This window comes from Alphaproteobacteria bacterium (genome assembly GCA_016124955.1).
Classification (GTDB): domain Bacteria; phylum Pseudomonadota; class Alphaproteobacteria; order UBA9219; family RFNS01; genus RI-461.
Genome location: WGMR01000006.1, coordinates 1 through 18,227, shown reverse-complemented (window position 1 = coordinate 18,227; position 18,227 = coordinate 1). Strand labels below are relative to the sequence as shown.

Sequence of the window (18,227 nt, the reverse complement as noted above, 5' to 3'; positions counted from 1 at the left end):
GGCCTGTTTAGACCACAATCCGCCGCGAAAATCAAAGCTATCAGGCCAGCCTCAGCGGCTGCTGCAGGGCTTGCCGTGCGGTGCCGCAATCCTTTGAAATCTGGGCCTTTAATGCGGCGAGGGAGGGGAACTTCTCCTCCGGGCGCAGGAAATCGATCAGCTCAACCCACCAGGTCTGGCCGTATAAATCGTCGGAAAAATCGAACAGGTGGAATTCCAGCAATTCGGTCGTGCCGTCCACTGTCGGGCGCACGCCGATGTTGGCAACGCCGGGAAAGCGATAGGTGCAGTCTTCCTTGCAGGCCATCACGGCATAGACGCCGCGTTTCGGGCGCAGGTAATCGCCGAGCGATATGTTGGCGGTGGGAAAGCCCATGCTGCCGCCGCGCCCGTCATGATGTACGACTTCGCCCATGATCGACCATGCGCGGCCGAGCATGGCGGCAGCCGCGCGCGCATCGCCTTGCTGCAAACATTCGCGTATGCGGGTGGCGGCGTAGCGTTCGCCGCCGGGATCGAGCACGGGTTCAACCGCCGTGACGCCTATCCCGAACGGTTCGAGCCACGAGCGCAGCAGCGCTGCGTTGCCGCCGCGATCCTTGCCGAAAACGAAATCGGAACCGGTAACGATATGCCGCACGCGGTATTCTTCGAACAGGGTTTCGCGCGCGAACTGTTCGGCTGTACGTGCCGCAAAATCGGGCGTGAAGGGAATGACATGAACCTGCTGCATGCCGTAATTGAGCAAAAGATTGTGTTTGACCGAAGCGGGCGTGAGGCGGAAATGCGGCTGTTCGGGTTTGAACAGGCGGCGGGGGTGCGGTTCGAACGTCATGCCGGCGGGGAAGGTGTTCAGCGCGCGCGCCTTTTCGATCGCCGTGCGCAGCACGGCCTGATGCCCGCGATGCAGGCCATCGAAATTGCCAAGTGCGTAAACGCCGCTAAGAGATGTTGTAGGCATGACCTGGTTGCTCTTTGGTTGCAGCAGACATTGCAAAGACAGCCTGGCTGCGCAAAAATAGTTCCGGTGAAACAGGATGTAAGAATCACTTCATGGATATAGTTGTAGCAGCACAAGGCAGGGGCGTCACCACCGGTACGCTGAAATGCGGCAGCGCCGAATTTCCTTGCGCCTTGGGCCCGGCCGGCATTGTGGATAAGAAATGCGAAGGCGACGGCGGAACGCCGACGGGAACGTTTTTGCTGCGCGAAGTATTGTACCGCGCGGACCGTTTACCAAAACCGGAAACGGCTTTGCCTTTGCGCGCTATCGCGCATGACGACGGCTGGTGCGACGCGCCGGACCATGCGCAATACAACGGCCCCGTGAAGCTGCCCTTCACCGCAAGCCATGAAAAGCTTTGGCGCGAGGATGAAATTTACGATGTGCTGGTTGTTCTGGGCTACAACGACAGCCCGGTGGTGCCGGGCAAAGGCAGCGCGATTTTCATGCATGTCGCGCGGCCGGATTTTACGCCCACGCAGGGATGCGTGGCGCTGAGGCGCGAAGATTTACTGGCGCTATTGAAGTCGTGCGCGCCCGGCAGCCGGTTGACGGTTATGCCGCCGGCTTAACGAGACAAAAAAGTTACGATGGAAAGCAGCCCGGAGGTTACTTGGCTGCAGCGGCCTTGGTTTCAACCGACACGTAAGTGCGCCCGCCGGAGGAAATGCGGAACTTCACGCGGCCTTCGACCTTGGCGAAGATCGTGTGATCGCGGCCAATGCCAACGTTGGTGCCGGGGTGGAACTTGGTGCCGCGCTGGCGGATGATGATCGCGCCGGGCTGCGCCGTCTGGCCGCCGAACAATTTGACGCCAAGGCGCCGGCCTGCGGTATCGCGACCGTTGGATGAGCTGCCGCCTGCTTTCTTATGTGCCATGGTTTAATCCTCTGCTTGGCCGTTCGATCAGGCAGCGATGCCGGTGATGCGGATAACGGTCAGATCCTGACGGTGGGTGTTCTTGCGGCGGTAGTTCTGCCGACGCTTCTTCTTGAAAACGATAACCTTGCGGCTGCGGCCACGGCTCACGACCTCGGCCGTCACCTTGGCGCCCGCAACGGTGGGGCTGCCGAGCTTGGCTTTGCCGTCGGCATAGACCATCAGCACGTCGGCAAGTTCAAGCTTGCTGCCGATTTCGCCATCGAGCTGGCTGTCAACTTCAATCACATCGCCTTCGGCAACTTTGAATTGCTTGCCGCCGGCCTTCACCACTGCGAACATTTTATCCACCCAAGCCCCGGAAAGCCTTTGGGCAACCGGGATTGTCTGATTGTTTATGCGGGCACAGGGCCGCCAAAGCGCCCAAGGCCGCAAGAGGCGCTTAAATGCCGAAATAAAGCGCCCTTGTCAATATAAAGCAGGGGCCGGGGCCAAAAATGCAGGATAAATCAGGTTTATTGGCTTTCGAGGGCAGTGGTTAACGCGTTAACCACTTGCTGCATGCCCGCGCGGTCGAGATCGTGGAAAAAGGGCAGCCCGATGGTGTGGCGGGCCAATTTGTCGGTTACCGGCATGGGGTCGCGCATTAGGTTTTTGTATGCGGGGTGGGCATGGCATCCATCGCCCCACCAGCGCCGGGTGCTGATCCCGGCCGCCGCCAACTGTTCGGCCAGCTTGGGAGCCGGCATCGGGGTCAGGACGTTGCAGGAATTGGAAACCGAACCATCGTTGAAACCGGGCGCGGTTTTGATGCCCGGGACCTTCGCGATTTTCCCGGCATAGGCCGCTGCCGCCTGCGCCAGCTGGCGGCGGCGCCAGCCCCAGTTATCGAGCGCGGCAAGGCCGATCGCGGCGCCATATTCGGAAAGCTTGGCGTTGCCGCCGGGAAGATCGGCCACCGGCGCGCCGAGAAAACCGAAATTGCCCCATTGCCGTGCGCGCGCGATAAATTCGGGGTTCCGGGAAAGCAGCAACCCGCCTTCGCCGATGCCGAAGCATTTGGTCGCGTGCAGGCTGATCATAACCGGTGTGTTGCCGATGGCCGCGTTTTTCTTGGTCGCGACGCTATCGAAGGCCGCCGCGCCGTCGATTAAAACCGGAAGGCCTGTCTTGGCCGTGAATTTTTCCCATGCCACATGATCGAGCGCGGCGCCGAACGGCGACACTGCGACGATGGCGGAGAATTTGTGCAGGTCGGTGCGTTGCGCCGTCGTATCGGGATCAAGCGCCCAGGTATCGGCGTGCACGTCCGCGAAATGCACTTTCATGCCGGCCGCGATGGCGGCGCCGGGCGTTGCGGCGAAGGTCCATGACGGCATCAGGCATGTGCCGCTGCCGCGGTTCATGGCCTGCAGCGCGCAGGTAAGCGCAAGCGTGCCGTTTGCGAACAGCGCGATATTTTCGCGCAAAACGTTAAAATGGCGCGCGAGCCGTGTTTCAAGTTCGCCCTGCAGCTCGCCGAAATTGCTGTACCACCGGGCCTTATCGATGCGGCGCAGATAGGGGCTGAGTTGTGTTGCGGTCGGGAGTGCCGGGCGCAGAAGCGGCACCATAGGGCTTTTGCCCGCCGCTTTCCGTTTTACGGCGGGTTGCTTCGCTGGGCGTTTTTTTGGGCTGCTGCTTAGCAGAGCGGTGCTCCGTAATAGGGGGATTCGTAAGGCGTTTCAGGTTTAGCATGATCGCGCGGGCCCGGCAAAGCGGGAGGACGCTAGTGCGTTTCAGTCGCCTTGTGGGCTTTGGGTGTGCGCCGTAGCAGCCAGTAAACGCCCAGCAGATCCGCGAGCCCCTTAAGCCCGCGCCCGACGATATCGGATTTGGAAACACCAAGCCGCCGCGGCCGGTCATTGACCGGCATGTTGATGACCGTATGCCCGTAGTGCCGGAACAAGGCGGGCATGAAGCGGTGCAGCCCGTTGAAAAACGGCAGCATAAGATAGGTATCGCGCCGGAACAGCTTCAGTCTGCAACCCGTATCGGGGCAGCCATCGTGCAACACAGCCTTCCGCACCGCGTTGGCGAAACGGCTGGCCATGCGTTTGCGCCAGCTATCCTGCCGGTTCGTGCGCCAGCCGCAAACGATGACGCCGGCATCCTGTCCGCCTTCCCATGCGCGCGCGGCAAGGCGCGGCATATCGGCCGGGTCGTTCTGCCCGTCACCGTCGCAGGTCATGATCCAGGGCGCGCTTGCGTGGCGCACGCCGCTGCGAATGGCGGCGCTGAGGCCCGTGCGGTGTTCGTGTACTACAAGGCGTATGCGCGCATCGGCTGTCATAAGGTGGCGGATTTCCAGCGCGGTGCTGTCGGTGCAGCCGTCATCGACGAAAACGATTTCATATTGCTCCGCGATCTGCGGCGCGCCTTCGAGCGCGCGCGCCACCTCGCCCGCCAGCGGCATGACGTTGCCGGCTTCGTTATGCACGGCGATGACGACGGAGAGCAGGGGCGGGGCTTCGGGCATGACAGCGGTTATAATGCCGGAAGCGGCCAAGGCAAGGAAAACAGGTAAATAGTGACGCTTTTGGGCTATTCGATTGACGCCCGGCCCCGCTTTTGGCTATGGTGCGCCGCCTCGGGGGGGCCGGCTTGCCGGCGCCCGCTAGCGCAAGCACCCGTAGCTCAACTGGATAGAGCACCAGACTACGAATCTGGGGGTTAGGAGTTCGAATCTCTTCGGGTGCGCCATTTTTCCATCACGACACGTTGGCGCACGGCATGTGGCTGCGAAATATTTCAGGCAGACGATCTTTTGCTTTCAAAAAATGCGCGATATGTGTGGCGCGGTTTTTTTAACCGGCCATTAACCATGAAAATTATTTTTTCCTTAATCATGCATTTCTAGAATATTTGAAGATTTTTAAGATGAAAAAAGATTATGAGCAATCACGCTTCAGGCAAACATACGCATCTAACTGTCCGGCCGATTACATTTGACGATTGGCGCGCCTATAGGGATTTTTACAAAGGCCTTGACGATCCCCATATGTTCAAAGGTTTTTTGCAAGGCAAGAACCTGGACGACGAGCAAACCTGGAAAGACCTTTTTCAGCAAACCATCGGCAGGCAATCTCCGCCCTTCGTCATGTTCGGTCTTTGGGACGGGGACAAGCTGGTCGGCCAGAGTTCGATAGATTTTACCGTCGACAACGATGGCCGCGTTACCGCGCTTCTGGCGGGTTCCGAAATTGCCCCGCAATACAGGGGGCATGGGCTGGTGGATAAATTTTATCAGGCCAGAATGAAATATCTGGAGGATTTTAACGGCGATATTATTACAACCATCAAGAGCGACAACCATGCCTCGATCAAGGCCGCTGAGCGCAACGGTTTCGTTCATACGGGCGAGGTTGATCGCCACGGCTACCTTGTTTTCTCATCCGGCCCCGTAAGGCCGGAGGCCATCAACAAGGCATCGGTGCCTGAACCTAGGCCGGGCGAAAGAGGCGGCTAGCCCTTCGGTTACTGCCTTATCAAATCCATGAATTCGGCCCGTGCGCGCGGGTCGCGGCGGAAGGCGCCGCGCATGTGGCTGGTCACCGTGCTGGCTTCGGCCTTGCGGGCGCCGCGCGTGGTCATGCACTGGTGCGAAGCTTCGATCACAACGGCGACGCCGCGCGGCTGCAGCACGCGCTGGATGGTGTCGGCGATTTGCGCCGTCATGGCTTCCTGGATTTGCAGCCGCCTTGCATAAACCTCGACCAGCCGCGCGAGCTTGCTGATGCCGACGACGCGCTTGTCGGGCAAATAGCCGATATGTGCCCGGCCGATGAACGGCACCATGTGATGTTCGCAGTGCGAGTGCAACTCGATATCCTTGACGAGCACGATGCCGTCATAGCCGCCCACTTCTTCGAAGGTGCGGGAAAGGATTTCATCCGGGTCCATATCGTAGCCCGCAAAAAATTCCAGATAGGCATCGACGACGCGGCGCGGGGTATCGCGCAAACCTTCGCGCGCGGGGTCATCGCCCGCCCACGCGATCAGCGTTTTCACGGCATCCATCGCCTCGGTGCGCGAAGGGCGCGCGCCGGGCGGGGTGTTTTCATTGACGATAGAGAAAGCTTTCTTCATCACATTTTCATACAGCAAACGGGCCACTAAAGGAAGAAATGTATTGCCCACATCGAAAGCCAGCCGATCAGGCCCGCCATCGGGATCGTTAATATCCATGCCCACAATATGTTAACCGCGACGCCCCAGCGCACCGCCTTTACGCGCTGCATCGAGCCGACGCCGACAATCGCGCCCGTGATGGTGTGGGTGGTCGAGATTGGCAGCTTCAGCGAGGTCGCCAGCATGATCGAAAGCGCCGCCGCAGTTTCGGCGCAGAAGCCGCTATGCGGCTGCAGCCGCGTGAGCCGCGTGCCCATGGTGTGAACAATGCGCCAGCCGCCTGCGGCGGTGCCGAGCGCGATGGCGCTGTAGGCGCAGATCAGAACCCAATAGGGGATATGAAATTCCGTCATGTAGCCGGAGGCGAATAGCGCGCCGGCGATAATGCCGGCGGTTTTTTGTGCATCGTTGCCGCCGTGGCTGAGGCTGAGCAGCGCCGAGGAAAGCAGTTGCAGTTTGCCGAACAGCTTGCCTGCGAAACGGCGGCCCACACGATGGAACAGCCAGACGACGGCAAGCATAAGTATGTGCGCCAGCAACATGCCGATGGTGGGCGCCAGCACGATGAACATAAGCGTTTTGGTCCAGCCCGAGGCGATGATGACATCGAGGCTCTGGCCGATACCGCCCACCGCCGCCGCGTTGGCCATGGCCGAACCGGCATAGCCGCCGATCAGCGCGTGCGACGAACTGCTGGGCAGCTTCCACCACCAGGTGAGCAGATCCCATGCGATGGCGCCGAGCAGCCCCGCGAGGATGACATAGGGCGTGACGAAATTAAGATCGACCATGCCGCTGCCGACGGTTTTCGCCACCCCGGTATCGAACACGAACAGCGCGGCAAAATTGAAGCAGGCGGCCCACAGCACGGCCTTGAACGGCGAAAGCACGCGGGTGGCGACGACGGTGGCGATGGAGTTGGCGGCATCGTGAAAGCCGTTGATGAAATCGAACGCGAGCGCGACGATGACGATCGCGATGGTCAGGACGAGGGCGCCGTCCATGCCTTTAGCCGTTCTTCACATGCACATGCTGCAGCGTGGCCGCCGCCGCTTCGCACGCATCCATCGTGCGATTGAGAAAACCGTATATCTCGCGCAGCTTCATGGCCAGCATCGGATTCCCCTCGCTGTTCAGAAGTTCCGCGACCGCGCCGCGGTTGATATCCTTCGCGGTTTTATCGAGCGCGAACATTCCGGCGCAGTGGTTTGCGGTCGGTTGCTTGCCTTTGAGTGCGATCAATGCGGCGTGCAAATGCCCGGCGCAGCTTTCTACAACCTCGCACAACCGGATCACCGGCTTTGGCACCGGGTCAATATGATAGGCGGCGAGGCGGTGTGCAGTATCCTCGATGCCATCGATGATGTCATCGAGCGCATGGGTGAGCGCAAGGATATCTTCGGGATCGAGCGGGGTGAAAAAGCTGCTGCCCAGCCTTTCGTTCAAGGCGGCCACGGCAGCATCGCCCGCGCTTTCAAGCTCCGCTATCTCGCTGGCTGTAACGGCCAGCCCGGGCGGCTTGCCTTGCACGCCTTGCGCCAGTTTTTCGGCAGCGGCGACTATCAGGCCCGCCTGTTCGAGAAAAAGTTCAAAAAATTGTTCCTGACGCGGCAGAAGGTTCGGCATGCGTCCCCCTCATCCATGGGGTTGATCGGACGTGCGGATCATGGTTGCTGCGGCTGGATGAGTCAACCGGCTTGTGCCGCTATTTCTTCCGGCATTCCGGCAGGCGCGGTTCGCGGGTCCAGACTTCTTCCTCGCCTATGGCGGAGATGATGATATAGCCGCGCAGCAGCAGTTTATCCTTGCCCTGCGGTGTGATGCGGCCGCTGTATTTAAAGCCGTTACGCGGATTGTAGAGCCAGCCGCTGGAAAAGCTGCCGTCTTCATCGGGTTCGAACCCGCCGACAAATTGCATGCCGCACAAAGGCTGGCCGCGCTTTTTCTTGTCCGGATTTTTTATGTCCTGGCCCTTTTCTTCATTCGGGGACGGATCCTTGATGCCGAGCCAGTGCAGGCGGCCGCATAATTCTTCCGGGTGGTTTTCGCAGCGGTAGAGCTCGACCCCCGCATCCTTTTTGCCCGTGAGCCACAACCCTTCGACCGCAGCGATATCCGGTGGCGCCGCGAAAGCGGGCGCGGCGAAGACAGCAAGGGCGAGCATGGCGGCAGGAAATTTCATCATGGTTTATATACCTTCTTCTGGCGGTGGTTGAGCAGCGTCTTCGGAAGTGCGGCAGCGCGGCATGTCGTTCTTGCGGGTCCAGATTTGGTCTTGCCCCAGCATGGGCATCAGGAAGTAGCCGCGTAGCTTGATGTGGTCGTGATCGACGGGAACGATGCGCGCGCTGAAATTGTTGCCGTGGCGCGGGCTGTAGATCCAGCCATTATCAAAAGTGCCGTAGGATGAAAATTCGAACCCGCCCATGAACTGCATACCACAAAGCGGGCGCTTGCGCTTGGTCGGATCCGGGTTGCGGTTGTCGCGGCCTTCATCGCTGGCCGGGTCGGGATCGTCGGGTCCGAGCCAAACAAAACGGCCGCACAGTTTTTCCTCGCAGCGGTACAATTCCACGCCGCCTTCGCCGCCTTCGGTCAACCACATGCCGGTGATTTCAGCGAACGCCGCCGTGGTTTGATCGACCGGCTCCACGCCTTCTTGCGCGCGGGCCTGTGGCAGGAATGGCACGGCAGCGAGCAGGAGGCTTGTGAACAGGGTGGAGGCAACAATGCGGAATGGCGGCAAGCTCATGCCCTAACCTACGAAGTGACAATAATAAAACATGCTACGTTAGCCCGCCAAGATGGCAATAATGGGGTGTGAATATGTCCCAATAATGCCCATTGCGTTGCGAATCAAGATGTTAAATGATACCGCTAGTTTCTTCCATGTGTCGCCCTGTGGTGGCCATCGACCTTCCGGAGCATGATCATGAACAACCGCGTTACGTTTCTTGCCGCCGCAATCATCAGCGGACTTACGCTGCTGATGGTTCTGGCCAACGTCATATTCGTCAACGGCAACCGTTCGTTGCAGACAGATATCAGCCAGCGCAGCCAGCAGATTAATGCCGCAAACACCTTCGCGCAGGTCTATCAGAGCTTGCTGCAGGCGCTCGCCAATGCCGCCGTGAAGGAAAAGGACACGCAGGTCAGGGCGTTCCTGAAGGAACAGGGCCTTCAGTTCGCGGATGAACAGCCCGCCGCCCCCGCGCCCGATACCAAGAAAGGAAAGTAGCCATGAAGACCGAGGTAACGCTTGATCGTTTGCTGTGGCTTGTTGCCGCGCTCGCGCTTTCGCTTTTTATTCTTGTTGGCTTTCAGATGCAGCAGATTTTGATCGACCGCGCTGCGTTGAAAAAGGTTTACGACGGCCAGCAGGTTTCCGTCGAACGCGGCGCGAAGGTGCAAGGCCAGCTCGATGCGCTGGCGGTCGGCACCCTGCATCTCGCGGAAGCGGGCAACAAGCACGCGCAAGGCATCGTCACGGAGCTGAAAAAGGCCGGAATCACCATCAATCCGGAAAAGGCCAAGCCCGCCGAAGGTGAAGCCGCCGAAGGCGAAAAGGCCGAAGAAAAGAAGTAGCGCGCCGGCTATCCTGCGCGTTCGGCCACGGCCGCCAATTCGATATGGGCTGACCACAAAAATTGGTCAACCACATGCGCGCTTTCGCAACGATAGCCGCCGTCGTGCAATATTTTCATATCGCGCGCGAAGCTGGCGGCATCGCAGCTTATGCTGACGATGGTCCGCACGGCTGATTTCGCCAGTTGCCGTATTTGCGCCCGCGCGCCATCGCGCGGCGGATCGATAATTGCCGCGTCATAGCCTTTCAGCTCAAGCACATCGAGCGGGTTGCCGGAAAGATTGCGTGCCTCCGCCTTCAGATTGGCGCGCGCGGCTTCGCGCAAAACCGCGACCGCGGCTTCGTCGCCATCCACCGCATAGATTTGTTTTTCCGGTTCAAGCGAAAGCGCGAAGGTGCCGATGCCGCAGAAAAGATCAACGATTTTCCGGTCTTTTGCCGTTGCCGCGACGGCGATATTGGCCAGCGCGCGTTCGCCCTCCGCCGTCGCTTGCAAAAAACCGCCGGGCGGGAAACGCACGCTGCCGTGCGGAAAAGTGACCATGAGCGGACGCAGCTGCGCGACCGGCTCGGTCGGGCCGCGATCCCACTTGCGCCAGCCGAGCCGCGCGACGCCCAGTTTTTCGGCCAGCGCCGCGAGTTGCCGGCGCTGTTCCAGTTCAAGCGGCGGGCCGCCGACGAGCACGAGGTCTATATCATCGCCGATCAAGGTCGCGCGCGCATCGCAGGTTTTACCTTTGGGCAGCCAGGCGGCAAGATGCGCGCGCAGTTTTTCGAGCAGCGCGAACAGCGCGGGGCACAGAATATGGCATTCCTGCAGATCGATAATGTCATGGCTGCGCCAGCCGTTGAAACCGGCGACGATGCCCGAAGAGGTGTGGCGCAGCGCAAAAGCCGCGCGCCGCCTTGTGCGCGGCGGGCTGCTTTCCGGGCCCGTAAGCGCAATATGTGCAAGCCCGGTGCGGTCGAGCTGTTCGCACACGCCCGCGAGCTTGTGCGCACGGTAGGCTTCGGGCGCCATATCCTGCAGGCGGCAGCCGCCGCAGGCGGGAAAATGCCGGCAAACCGCGTTTGTCATCTTCAGCCCGCGATGGCGAGGATTTTGCCGCGCATATCCTGTGGTATTGTGACCGGCTTGCGCGTGGTTTCATCGATGAAGACGGAAACGGTTTCGCAGGCAGCGACCACCGTTTCATCCCGGAAGACGGCCGATGCCATCTTCATCGAACTGGCGCCGAAGCCGGTGACCTTCAGCCCGGTTTGCACCAGCGCGGGATAATGCAGCTCGCTCAGATAATCGGCGCTGATGTGCACGAGCACGAAAATGCCGTTGCAATGCGGCCATTCCGGCATCGCCTTCATGAACATGCTGACGCGGATATTCTCGAAATACTGGGCGATCGAAAGGTTGTTGGCGTGGCCAAGCGCATCAAGGTCGCTGAAGCGCACCTGGTCGTCATGCCAGAATTTATAGGTGGCGCGGGCGAGAAAGGCGGGGTCAAGCTTTGACATGGATGGCGCGTGCAAGCTGCGTTAGGATGATGTATTGCAAGTGTACCGGCTCGGGCCTGCCGTGGAAAGGCCGCTTATGGGGGCGTTTATGCGCGGTTATTTCGGGATCGGGGTTGAAAGCATCAGCAAGGCGGGCAATGTGGGCAACCTCGTGCGCTCGGCCCATGCCTTCGGCGCCAGCTTTTTCTTCACCGTCAACGCCGCGCTGAGCGAAGCCGAGCTGAACGCCACCGACACATCCCACGCAGGCGGGCATTTGCCTTTTTATAAGTACAGAGATGTGGCGGGCATGCGCCTGCCGGAAGATTGCCAGCTTGTTGGCATTGAATTGATGAGCGAGGCGGTGGATTTGCCCAGCTTCCGCCACCCGCAGCAGGCGGCCTATGTTCTGGGGCCCGAACTTGGCAGCCTTTCGCCTGAAATGGTGGCGCGCTGCGCGCATATCGTGAAGATCCCCACCAAATTCTGCGTGAATGTCGGGATCGCCGGCGCGATGGTGATGTATGACCGGCTTATCACGCTCGGCCGCCACGCTCCCCGCCCGATCATGCCGGGCGGTATCGCAGACGAAGATTTGAAGAGGGGGAGGGGGAGATAATTATATATTGTTTATGGTCTTGTCTTCTCTGAGACGTTTCTAATTTTTAGTGCTTTTCTAATTTTATCTATTTGTTCATTTCTAAACTCACTTTCTGGTTCTAATGCATCAGATTCCAGAGCCCATAACCCCTTACATGCATCCGTAAAATTATATCCCCTGTGTTCCACTAGGAAATACTTGGCTGGGCAATAATTCTCAACATTCTCTTGAAATGCCTCCAAGCGGGATGCGAGGACACGATAGTCGTTGGCGGCATTTCTCATGCGCTCAATAAAGTATTTAAATTCAGGGTGATTTTGTTGTGGGAGTCCCCAAATATTTCCATATTCTATAATTTTTTGATGAATTTCCTGCCGGAGTTTTTCAAGTTCCAAGATAGGGTAAACTAGGAAGTGCGATATAAAAAAGCCTAATGCGCCAAGTATTGCTGGAAAGATGATCTGGGAAATGTCCATGGCCATAAAGGTCCTGTGTAACTTTATCACATGGAGGCGAAGGGTGGTGGACCTGATCGGGATCGAACCGACGACCTCGTCATTGCGAACGACGCGCTCTCCCAGCTGAGCTACAGGCCCGTTCCAGAAAACGGACGACAGTAATAGCCATTTTCGCGCCGTCCGTGCAAGCGCCGATGCGGTTTTTCCGCTCCCCGCCGATTCCGCCCCGCAGCGGTCGCGCGGGGACGAAGCGGCTCGAACAAATAGCTATCATATTGATAAAGAAGCATAAATTAACTTGCCAGCGCGGGCGCGGGCGGCTAACTTGCCTGCAACCGCGCTTTTTCTTTGGGGGAACGCCATGGGGCTTTTCGATATCATTCTTGGGCCGCTTTTGACGGTGATCGACATGGTGCTCGATCTTTACGTGTGGGTGCTGATCGCCTCGGTCATTCTTAGCTGGCTTGTCGCTTTCAACATCGTCAACACAAGCAACCGTTTCGTTTATGCGGTGGGGGATTTCCTGCACCGTTTGACCGAACCGGTGCTGCGCCGCGTGCGCGGCATTTTGCCCGCCATCGGCGGGGTCGATCTTTCGCCGCTGATCGTGATCTTCGGGATCATGTTCTTGCGGATGGTCATTCAACGCCTCGCATTCGCGCTTGGCGTATAGGGGGCCCTTGGGCATGTCTGCGCGCGTGATTGATGGCAAGGCGGTGGCGGCAAAATTGCGCGGCGAGGTGGGCGCGCAGGTCGCGGTGTTGCGCGAAAAATACGGCGTGCAGCCGGGGCTCGCGGTCGTGCTGGTGGGCGAAGACCCGGCCAGCAAGGTTTATGTGGGCAACAAGGAAAAGGCGGTGGCCGAAGTTGGCATGGCTTCTTTCCCCCACCATCTTCCGGCCGATACCAAGCAGGCCGATTTGATGCAGCTCGTGCGCCGGCTGAACGAAAACAGCGCCGTGCACGGCATATTGGTGCAAATGCCCTTGCCACAAACAACAACTGGGGGGCTGGATGCGCAGGCGGTGATCGAAGCCATCGAACCCGCCAAGGATGTGGACGGGTTTCACCCCGTCAATGCCGGGCGGCTGGCGACCGGCTTGCCCGCGCTCGTGGCCTGCACGCCCACGGGTTGCCTTGTGCTGCTGCGCGAGGTGCATGAAAACCTGGCGGGGAAACATGCGGTCGTGGTCGGGCGCTCGAACATCGTCGGGAAGCCGGTGGCGCAATTGCTGCTGCAGGCCGATTGCACGGTCACCATCGCCCATTCCAAAACGCAGAATCTGCCCGATGTTTGCAGGCAGGCCGATATTCTGGTTGCCGCCGCCGGGCGGGCCGAGATGATCAAGGGCGACTGGATCAAGCCCGGCGCCACGGTGATTGATGTGGGCATCAACCGCATCGAAGACCCCAAAACCGGCAAAAACAGGCTTGCGGGCGATGTGGCCTTTACCGAAGCCGCCGCGGTGGCCGGGGCCATCACGCCCGTGCCGGGCGGGGTCGGGCCGATGACGATTGCCTGTTTGCTGCGAAATACGCTACAAGCAGCATGCGCGCAGCATAACATTACGCTTTGATTGAACCCTAGCCAGCAACAAACGATCGGGAGGCAAGCATGATTACGGCTTATTACCGTGCAAGCGGCCAGATCCACGATACGCGTTTGACGGCCAATGACCCGTTGCCGGCCAATGTTTGCTGGGTCGATCTTTTGACGCCGGGCGAAGCCGAGCGCGAAGCGGTTTCGAAGGCGCTTGGCATCGATCTGCCGACCATGTCGGAGATGGAGGAGATCGAAGCTTCGAGCCGTCTTTATACCGAAGGCAATGCCGTGTACCTGACCACGGCGGTGCTGATCGGCGCCGAAACCCCGAACCCGGGCGTGAGTGACCTTACGATCGTGCTCGCGCCGCATTGCCTCGTGACCCTGCGTTTCGCCGAGCCGCGCTCGATCGACGTGTTCGCGCACCGCGTGCGCAAGCAGCCCGATCTGCTCGCCACCGTGGATGACGGCATGCTCAGCTTGCTCGATGCAATCATCGACCGCACCGCCGACATTCTCGAGCTGATCGGCAAGCATGTTGATGATCTTTCGCGCAAGGTGTTCCACCCGGCGGGCAGCAGCAATCTGCTGGAAGACGAACACGCGCCGCGCGTGCGCCGCCGCCGTTCCGACCGCGAACGGCCGCATCATTCCGAACGGTTGAACGAGATTTTACGCGGCATCGGCCAATCGGGCGATATGGTGCACCGCGTGCGCGATTGCCTTTCCGGCCTGACGCGCATGATGGCGTTCCTCGGGCCTATCGTGACTTCGCGCTTGCACGGCGAGCAGTTGACGCGCTTTAAAACTCTGGACCGGGATTTGCGCTCGCTCAGCGACCATGCGCAGTTTTTGGCACACGAATCCGGCTTTTTGCTCGATGCCACGCTCGGCCAGATCAATATCGAGCAGAACAACATCATCAAGATCTTCTCGGTTACCGCCGTCGGCTTCCTGCCGCCCACGCTGCTGGCCAGCGTGTGGGGCATGAATTTCGACCATATGCCGGAATTGCACGAACCGTGGGGTTATGCGCTGGCGTGGGTCATGATCATCGTTTCCGCGATCATCCCGTTCATATATTTCAAGCGGCGCGGCTGGCTCTGATACGCAATTAGCGCGTCAGCGGCTTGTATTTGATGCGATGCGGCTGGTCGGCATCGGTGCCGAGGCGGCGGTGGCGGTCAAGTTCGTAATCCTGATAATTGCCTTCGAACCATTCGACATGGCTGTCGCCTTCGAACGCCAGAATGTGCGTGGCGATGCGATCGAGGAACCAGCGATCGTGGCTGATCACCACGGCGCAGCCTGCAAATTCCATCAACGCATCTTCGAGCGCGCGCAGCGTTTCGACATCGAGATCGTTGCTCGGTTCGTCGAGCAGGAGAACGTTCGCGCCCGATTTCAGCATTTTGGCCATATGCACGCGGTTGCGTTCGCCGCCCGAAAGCGTGCCGACCTTCTTTTGCTGATCCGGCCCCTTGAAGTTGAAGGAGCCAACATAAGCGCGGCTTTGCATCTGCTTCTTGCCAAGCTCGATGATATCGAGCCCGTCGGAAATTTCCTCCCACACCGTTTTGTCCTTGTTCAGCGCGTCGCGGTTCTGGTCGATGTAACCGAGCTGGACGCTTTCGCCGATCTTGACCGTGCCGCCATCGGGTTTATCGGTTTCCGTGATCATGCGGAACAGCGTGGTTTTGCCCGCGCCGTTGGGCCCGACGATGCCGACGATGCCGCCCGGCGGCAAGCGGAAGGAAAGGTTATCGATCAAAAGCCGGTCGCCGAAGCCCTTGCGCAGTCCTTCGGCTTCGATCACGACATTGCCGAGCTTGGGCGGGGCGGGGATGACGATTTGCGCGTTTTCGGGCGCGCGGTCGCGGTTCTGCGCCACGAGGTTTTCATAGGCGGTGATACGCGCCTTGCTTTTCGCCTGCCGCGCCTTGGGGGAAGAGCGGATCCATTCCAGCTCGCGCGCCAGCGTTTTCTGACGCCCGGTTTCCTCGCGCGATTCCTGTTCCAGCCGCTTTTGCTTCTGTTCCAGCCATGCCGAATAATTGCCTTCGTAGGGGATGCCCTTGCCGCGATCAAGCTCGAGGATCCATTTGGTCACGAGATCGAGGAAGTAGCGGTCATGCGTGACCAGGATGACGGCACCCGGATATTCCGAGATGTGCTTTTGCAGCCATGCGACGCTTTCGGCATCGAGGTGGTTGGTCGGTTCGTCAAGCAGCAGCAAATCGGGTTTCTGCAAAAGCAGGCGGCATAGCGCCACACGGCGCCTTTCACCGCCCGAAAGCTTGGTCACATCGGCATCGCCCGGCGGGCAACGCAGCGCATCGAGCGCGATTTCAACCGTGCGGCCAAGGTCCCACGCATCGGCGGCATCGATCTTTTCCTGCAGCGCGGCCTGTTCATCAATCAGCTTTTGCATTTCGTCCGGGTCCGTGACCTCGCCCAGCTTGTTGCTGACATCCTCGAACCGGTCGAGCAGGCCCTTGGTTTCGGCCAGGCCGGCCATCACGTTTTCCTCGACCGTCAATTTGGGATCGAGCTCCGGTTCCTGCGCCAGGTAACCGACCGTGGCGCCGTCGGCCACCCATGCTTCGCCGGAAAATTCCTTATCCATCCCCGCCATGATTTTCATCAGCGTAGATTTGCCCGCGCCGTTGGGGCCGAGCACGCCGATCTTGGCGCCGGGGTAGAAAGAGAGCCAGACTTCGTCCAGCACCTTTTTGCCGTTGGGGAAGGCCTTGGTCAGGCCCTTCATCACATAGATATATTGCGCAGCCATTTGCCGTTCCGCCTCGTTTTCGTATGGAAGCCGTTTAGCAGATGGCGCGGGTGTTGTCTAACGAAGGGGTGGGGTTCGTGCGCTAGACCGGGCCGCGCGGACGGTGCAGATGCATCCATCCGAGCCCGAGTTTGCCGCGGTTGTGCCAGATCTCGCCGATCGTGCGGTTTTCCGTAAGTTCGCGGCCTTTCATTCTTTTAATGATGGTGCCGATGCGCTGCCGCCACGTTTTAACATAATCCTTGCGGTTTTCTGCGGATATGGTCGGTATATACTTGTTTTCTTCCGCCAGCGGTTTCAGCTGACTCATCATTTGATCGACGCTTGTGTCGCCTTCGACCGGGACTATGTTCTGTTTGAACAGCGCATTGAAATGCTTGATGAGAACGGAGACCATGACGCCTTTGGGCGTTTGTTCGGCGCCGAGAGTGAAGCCGCCCTTTTTCTTCACCACATTGCGGAAAGAGGCATGGTACCGCATGCTTGTGACCGGTTCGCCGCCTTCATCGAGGGCGGGCTGGGTATAGTTGAAACGCAGCGGCGCATAGCCATGCGCGCCTACCGCGGCGAGCCTGTCGAGCGGGTCGGTCAGGCTGGCCATGTTCTGCGCATAATAATACGGGTCCATCAGATGCGGTTCGTCAACCTCGCCGAAGCGCAGGAAGCCGCCGTGCTGTTCAAGCGCTTCTGGCCGCTTTTCCTCGAGGAACTTGAGCACCGCTTCGTCCTGAATCTTCAGCAGCTGATCCATCAGCCCGATGCCCGAGAATTTCGGGTCCGTGAAAATAAAGTTGGTGTGTACGGTCGGTACGCCTTCCTTGTGGGCATAGACCACGAAATCCACGCCGCCGATGATTTCGCCCGTTTCCGGGTGGCGCAGCATGATCGAATAATCGCGGTACGGGCCGATTTCGTCCATCAGCGCGCGGTCGAAATTGCTTTTGCTGGGGATTGAGAAGTATGTATCGACCGGGCCGACCTCGTCCGGGTCGGTGAAAAGGCTTGCGATCTTGCCGTGATATTCATCGACCCGGCGCGCGAAGCGATCAACGGGGTCGCCATCCTTCATGATCAGGCCGGCGGTGCGAAATTCGTCAACAAGGTCTTCGCCGTAATCCCTCAGCGCTTCCCTGATGGTATAATTTTCGTCCTGAAACTTTTCAGCCGGGACGCGGGCCCATAGTTTTTCAAACAGCGCGCGCTCCTGTTCCGAAGCGAGCGGTTCAACGGCTATGTCTTTTTTGAATTGCTTGATGCCGCCGCGCCGCTTTCTGATCTGGCTCAGGTTCGCTTGGTTCGCACTTTTTCTCAGCCGTGCGCGTGCAACGGCATCGTCAAAATTATCGACCGGTTCGGGTGCGGGAGCGGCAAGTGCGGCTGATGGCTCTGACATGAAATGGGGCCTTAAAATCCGAAAAAAACGATATGGGTTCTTATTGTGCCCGTACCATACAACAAACTGGGAAAGAATTAACAAAAAACAATGTTTTCATATATACATCAACCAGTTATATGTATTGCGGATTCGCCGAGAAACGCGTTTCCGGCCGAACGGCGCGCAGCCGCGATTTTATGCTCGCTTGCTAGCCGGGGGCAGTGTGGCTACAACAACCGCCTTCCGGCCCCTCGTCCCCTTCGTCTAGAGGCCCAGGACATCGCCCTCTCACGGCGACAACACGGGTTCGAATCCCGTAGGGGACGCCAT

Annotated in this window: 23 protein-coding genes and 3 tRNA genes; 10 read left to right on the top strand and 16 right to left on the bottom strand. The window is 59.2% G+C overall.

All coding sequences use genetic code 11. The features are described from left to right. Window positions 1–40 precede the first annotated feature (40 nt). Window positions 41–961, bottom strand: coding sequence for a bifunctional riboflavin kinase/FAD synthetase (locus tag GC131_04675; protein ID MBI1273360.1), 921 nt, complete (start codon window positions 959–961; stop codon window positions 41–43). Between the two features lie 92 nt (window positions 962–1,053). Between GC131_04675 and GC131_04670 the strand changes: the two genes are divergently transcribed. Then, the gene (locus tag GC131_04670; protein ID MBI1273359.1) at window positions 1,054–1,575 is read left to right on the top strand and encodes a L,D-transpeptidase family protein; all 522 of its coding nucleotides are present in this window, start codon (window positions 1,054–1,056) and stop codon (window positions 1,573–1,575) included. 37 nt (window positions 1,576–1,612) lie between these two features. Here GC131_04670 and GC131_04665 read toward each other — a convergent pair whose 3' ends face one another. The 4 genes from GC131_04665 to GC131_04650 all read right to left on the bottom strand — a co-directional run bounded on the left by GC131_04665 (window position 1,613) and on the right by GC131_04650 (window position 4,400). Then, window positions 1,613–1,882 carry a 50S ribosomal protein L27 gene (locus GC131_04665; GenBank protein MBI1273358.1) on the bottom strand — a complete coding sequence of 90 codons (270 nt, stop codon included), beginning with the start codon at window positions 1,880–1,882 and terminating at the stop codon, window positions 1,613–1,615. 27 nt (window positions 1,883–1,909) lie between these two features. After that, window positions 1,910–2,224 (bottom strand): 50S ribosomal protein L21, encoded by a 315-nt coding sequence (gene rplU, locus GC131_04660; GenBank protein ID MBI1273357.1) that lies wholly within the window; start codon window positions 2,222–2,224, stop codon window positions 1,910–1,912. A 173-nt stretch (window positions 2,225–2,397) separates the two neighbouring features. Further along, a complete protein-coding gene (locus tag GC131_04655; protein ID MBI1273356.1) occupies window positions 2,398–3,495 on the bottom strand; it encodes a hypothetical protein in 1,098 nt (365 codons plus the stop codon). A gap of 155 nt (window positions 3,496–3,650) precedes the next feature. Then, on the bottom strand, window positions 3,651–4,400 hold the full coding sequence (locus tag GC131_04650) for a glycosyltransferase (protein MBI1273355.1): 750 nt from the start codon (window positions 4,398–4,400) through the stop codon (window positions 3,651–3,653). A 147-nt stretch (window positions 4,401–4,547) separates the two neighbouring features. Between GC131_04650 and GC131_04645 the strand changes: the two genes are divergently transcribed. Continuing rightward, a tRNA-Arg gene (locus GC131_04645) sits at window positions 4,548–4,624 on the top strand. Window positions 4,625–4,814: 190 nt separating this feature from the next. Continuing rightward, the gene (locus GC131_04640) at window positions 4,815–5,390 is read left to right on the top strand and encodes a GNAT family N-acetyltransferase (GenBank protein ID MBI1273354.1); all 576 of its coding nucleotides are present in this window, start codon (window positions 4,815–4,817) and stop codon (window positions 5,388–5,390) included. Window positions 5,391–5,398: 8 nt separating this feature from the next. On the opposite strand, the gene folE is transcribed toward GC131_04640, so the two are convergent. The 5 genes from folE to GC131_04615 form a co-directional block, all read right to left on the bottom strand. Continuing rightward, complete coding sequence (gene folE, locus GC131_04635) at window positions 5,399–6,010, bottom strand: GTP cyclohydrolase I FolE (protein ID MBI1273353.1); 612 nt, start codon at window positions 6,008–6,010, stop codon at window positions 5,399–5,401. A 26-nt stretch (window positions 6,011–6,036) separates the two neighbouring features. Further along, on the bottom strand, window positions 6,037–7,056 hold the full coding sequence (locus GC131_04630; GenBank protein MBI1273352.1) for an inorganic phosphate transporter: 1,020 nt from the start codon (window positions 7,054–7,056) through the stop codon (window positions 6,037–6,039). Between the two features lie 4 nt (window positions 7,057–7,060). Next, on the bottom strand, window positions 7,061–7,678 hold the full coding sequence (locus tag GC131_04625; GenBank protein MBI1273351.1) for a DUF47 family protein: 618 nt from the start codon (window positions 7,676–7,678) through the stop codon (window positions 7,061–7,063). Window positions 7,679–7,757: 79 nt separating this feature from the next. After that, window positions 7,758–8,237 (bottom strand): DUF2147 domain-containing protein, encoded by a 480-nt coding sequence (locus GC131_04620; GenBank protein ID MBI1273350.1) that lies wholly within the window; start codon window positions 8,235–8,237, stop codon window positions 7,758–7,760. Between the two features lie 3 nt (window positions 8,238–8,240). Continuing rightward, window positions 8,241–8,804 carry a DUF2147 domain-containing protein gene (locus GC131_04615; protein ID MBI1273349.1) on the bottom strand — a complete coding sequence of 188 codons (564 nt, stop codon included), beginning with the start codon at window positions 8,802–8,804 and terminating at the stop codon, window positions 8,241–8,243. 180 nt (window positions 8,805–8,984) lie between these two features. Here GC131_04615 and GC131_04610 point away from each other — a divergent pair, with 180 nt between their 5' ends. Both GC131_04610 and GC131_04605 read left to right on the top strand, forming a co-directional pair. After that, window positions 8,985–9,290, top strand: a complete 306-nt coding sequence (locus GC131_04610; GenBank protein ID MBI1273348.1) for a hypothetical protein — start codon at window positions 8,985–8,987, stop codon at window positions 9,288–9,290. 2 nt (window positions 9,291–9,292) lie between these two features. Beyond that, window positions 9,293–9,637 (top strand): hypothetical protein, encoded by a 345-nt coding sequence (locus GC131_04605; protein MBI1273347.1) that lies wholly within the window; start codon window positions 9,293–9,295, stop codon window positions 9,635–9,637. A gap of 8 nt (window positions 9,638–9,645) precedes the next feature. Here the strand turns inward: GC131_04605 and GC131_04600 are convergent, their stop codons facing one another. Beyond that, complete coding sequence (locus GC131_04600) at window positions 9,646–10,716, bottom strand: methyltransferase (protein MBI1273346.1); 1,071 nt, start codon at window positions 10,714–10,716, stop codon at window positions 9,646–9,648. A 2-nt stretch (window positions 10,717–10,718) separates the two neighbouring features. Further along, window positions 10,719–11,150: a hypothetical protein gene (locus GC131_04595; GenBank protein MBI1273345.1), complete on the bottom strand. Its 432-nt coding sequence runs from the start codon at window positions 11,148–11,150 to the stop codon at window positions 10,719–10,721. Window positions 11,151–11,238: 88 nt separating this feature from the next. Between GC131_04595 and GC131_04590 the strand changes: the two genes are divergently transcribed. Continuing rightward, window positions 11,239–11,748: a TrmH family RNA methyltransferase gene (locus GC131_04590; protein MBI1273344.1), complete on the top strand. Its 510-nt coding sequence runs from the start codon at window positions 11,239–11,241 to the stop codon at window positions 11,746–11,748. 11 nt (window positions 11,749–11,759) lie between these two features. On the opposite strand, the gene GC131_04585 is transcribed toward GC131_04590, so the two are convergent. Next, window positions 11,760–12,212 carry a hypothetical protein gene (locus GC131_04585; GenBank protein MBI1273343.1) on the bottom strand — a complete coding sequence of 151 codons (453 nt, stop codon included), beginning with the start codon at window positions 12,210–12,212 and terminating at the stop codon, window positions 11,760–11,762. A gap of 38 nt (window positions 12,213–12,250) precedes the next feature. Further along, window positions 12,251–12,326: transfer RNA gene (locus tag GC131_04580), tRNA-Ala, on the bottom strand. Window positions 12,327–12,549: 223 nt separating this feature from the next. On the opposite strand from GC131_04580, the gene GC131_04575 reads away from it, so the two are divergent. The 3 genes from GC131_04575 to GC131_04565 are packed head-to-tail and all read left to right on the top strand — an operon-like array spanning window position 12,550 to window position 14,838. Continuing rightward, entirely contained in the window at window positions 12,550–12,861 is a 312-nt protein-coding gene (locus GC131_04575) for a YggT family protein (protein MBI1273342.1), read from the top strand. A 13-nt stretch (window positions 12,862–12,874) separates the two neighbouring features. Then, the gene (gene folD / locus GC131_04570) at window positions 12,875–13,765 is read left to right on the top strand and encodes a bifunctional methylenetetrahydrofolate dehydrogenase/methenyltetrahydrofolate cyclohydrolase FolD (protein MBI1273341.1); all 891 of its coding nucleotides are present in this window, start codon (window positions 12,875–12,877) and stop codon (window positions 13,763–13,765) included. A gap of 38 nt (window positions 13,766–13,803) precedes the next feature. After that, on the top strand, window positions 13,804–14,838 hold the full coding sequence (locus tag GC131_04565) for a magnesium transporter (protein ID MBI1273340.1): 1,035 nt from the start codon (window positions 13,804–13,806) through the stop codon (window positions 14,836–14,838). Window positions 14,839–14,845: 7 nt separating this feature from the next. Here GC131_04565 and ettA read toward each other — a convergent pair whose 3' ends face one another. Together ettA and GC131_04555 are read right to left on the bottom strand one after the other, a co-directional pair. Next, window positions 14,846–16,522, bottom strand: coding sequence for an energy-dependent translational throttle protein EttA (gene ettA, locus GC131_04560; GenBank protein ID MBI1273339.1), 1,677 nt, complete (start codon window positions 16,520–16,522; stop codon window positions 14,846–14,848). Window positions 16,523–16,604: 82 nt separating this feature from the next. Next, complete coding sequence (locus GC131_04555; GenBank protein ID MBI1273338.1) at window positions 16,605–17,915, bottom strand: hypothetical protein; 1,311 nt, start codon at window positions 17,913–17,915, stop codon at window positions 16,605–16,607. Between the two features lie 235 nt (window positions 17,916–18,150). Between GC131_04555 and GC131_04550 the strand changes: the two genes are divergently transcribed. Then, window positions 18,151–18,226, top strand: a tRNA-Glu gene (locus tag GC131_04550). Window position 18,227: the final 1 nt, after the last annotated feature.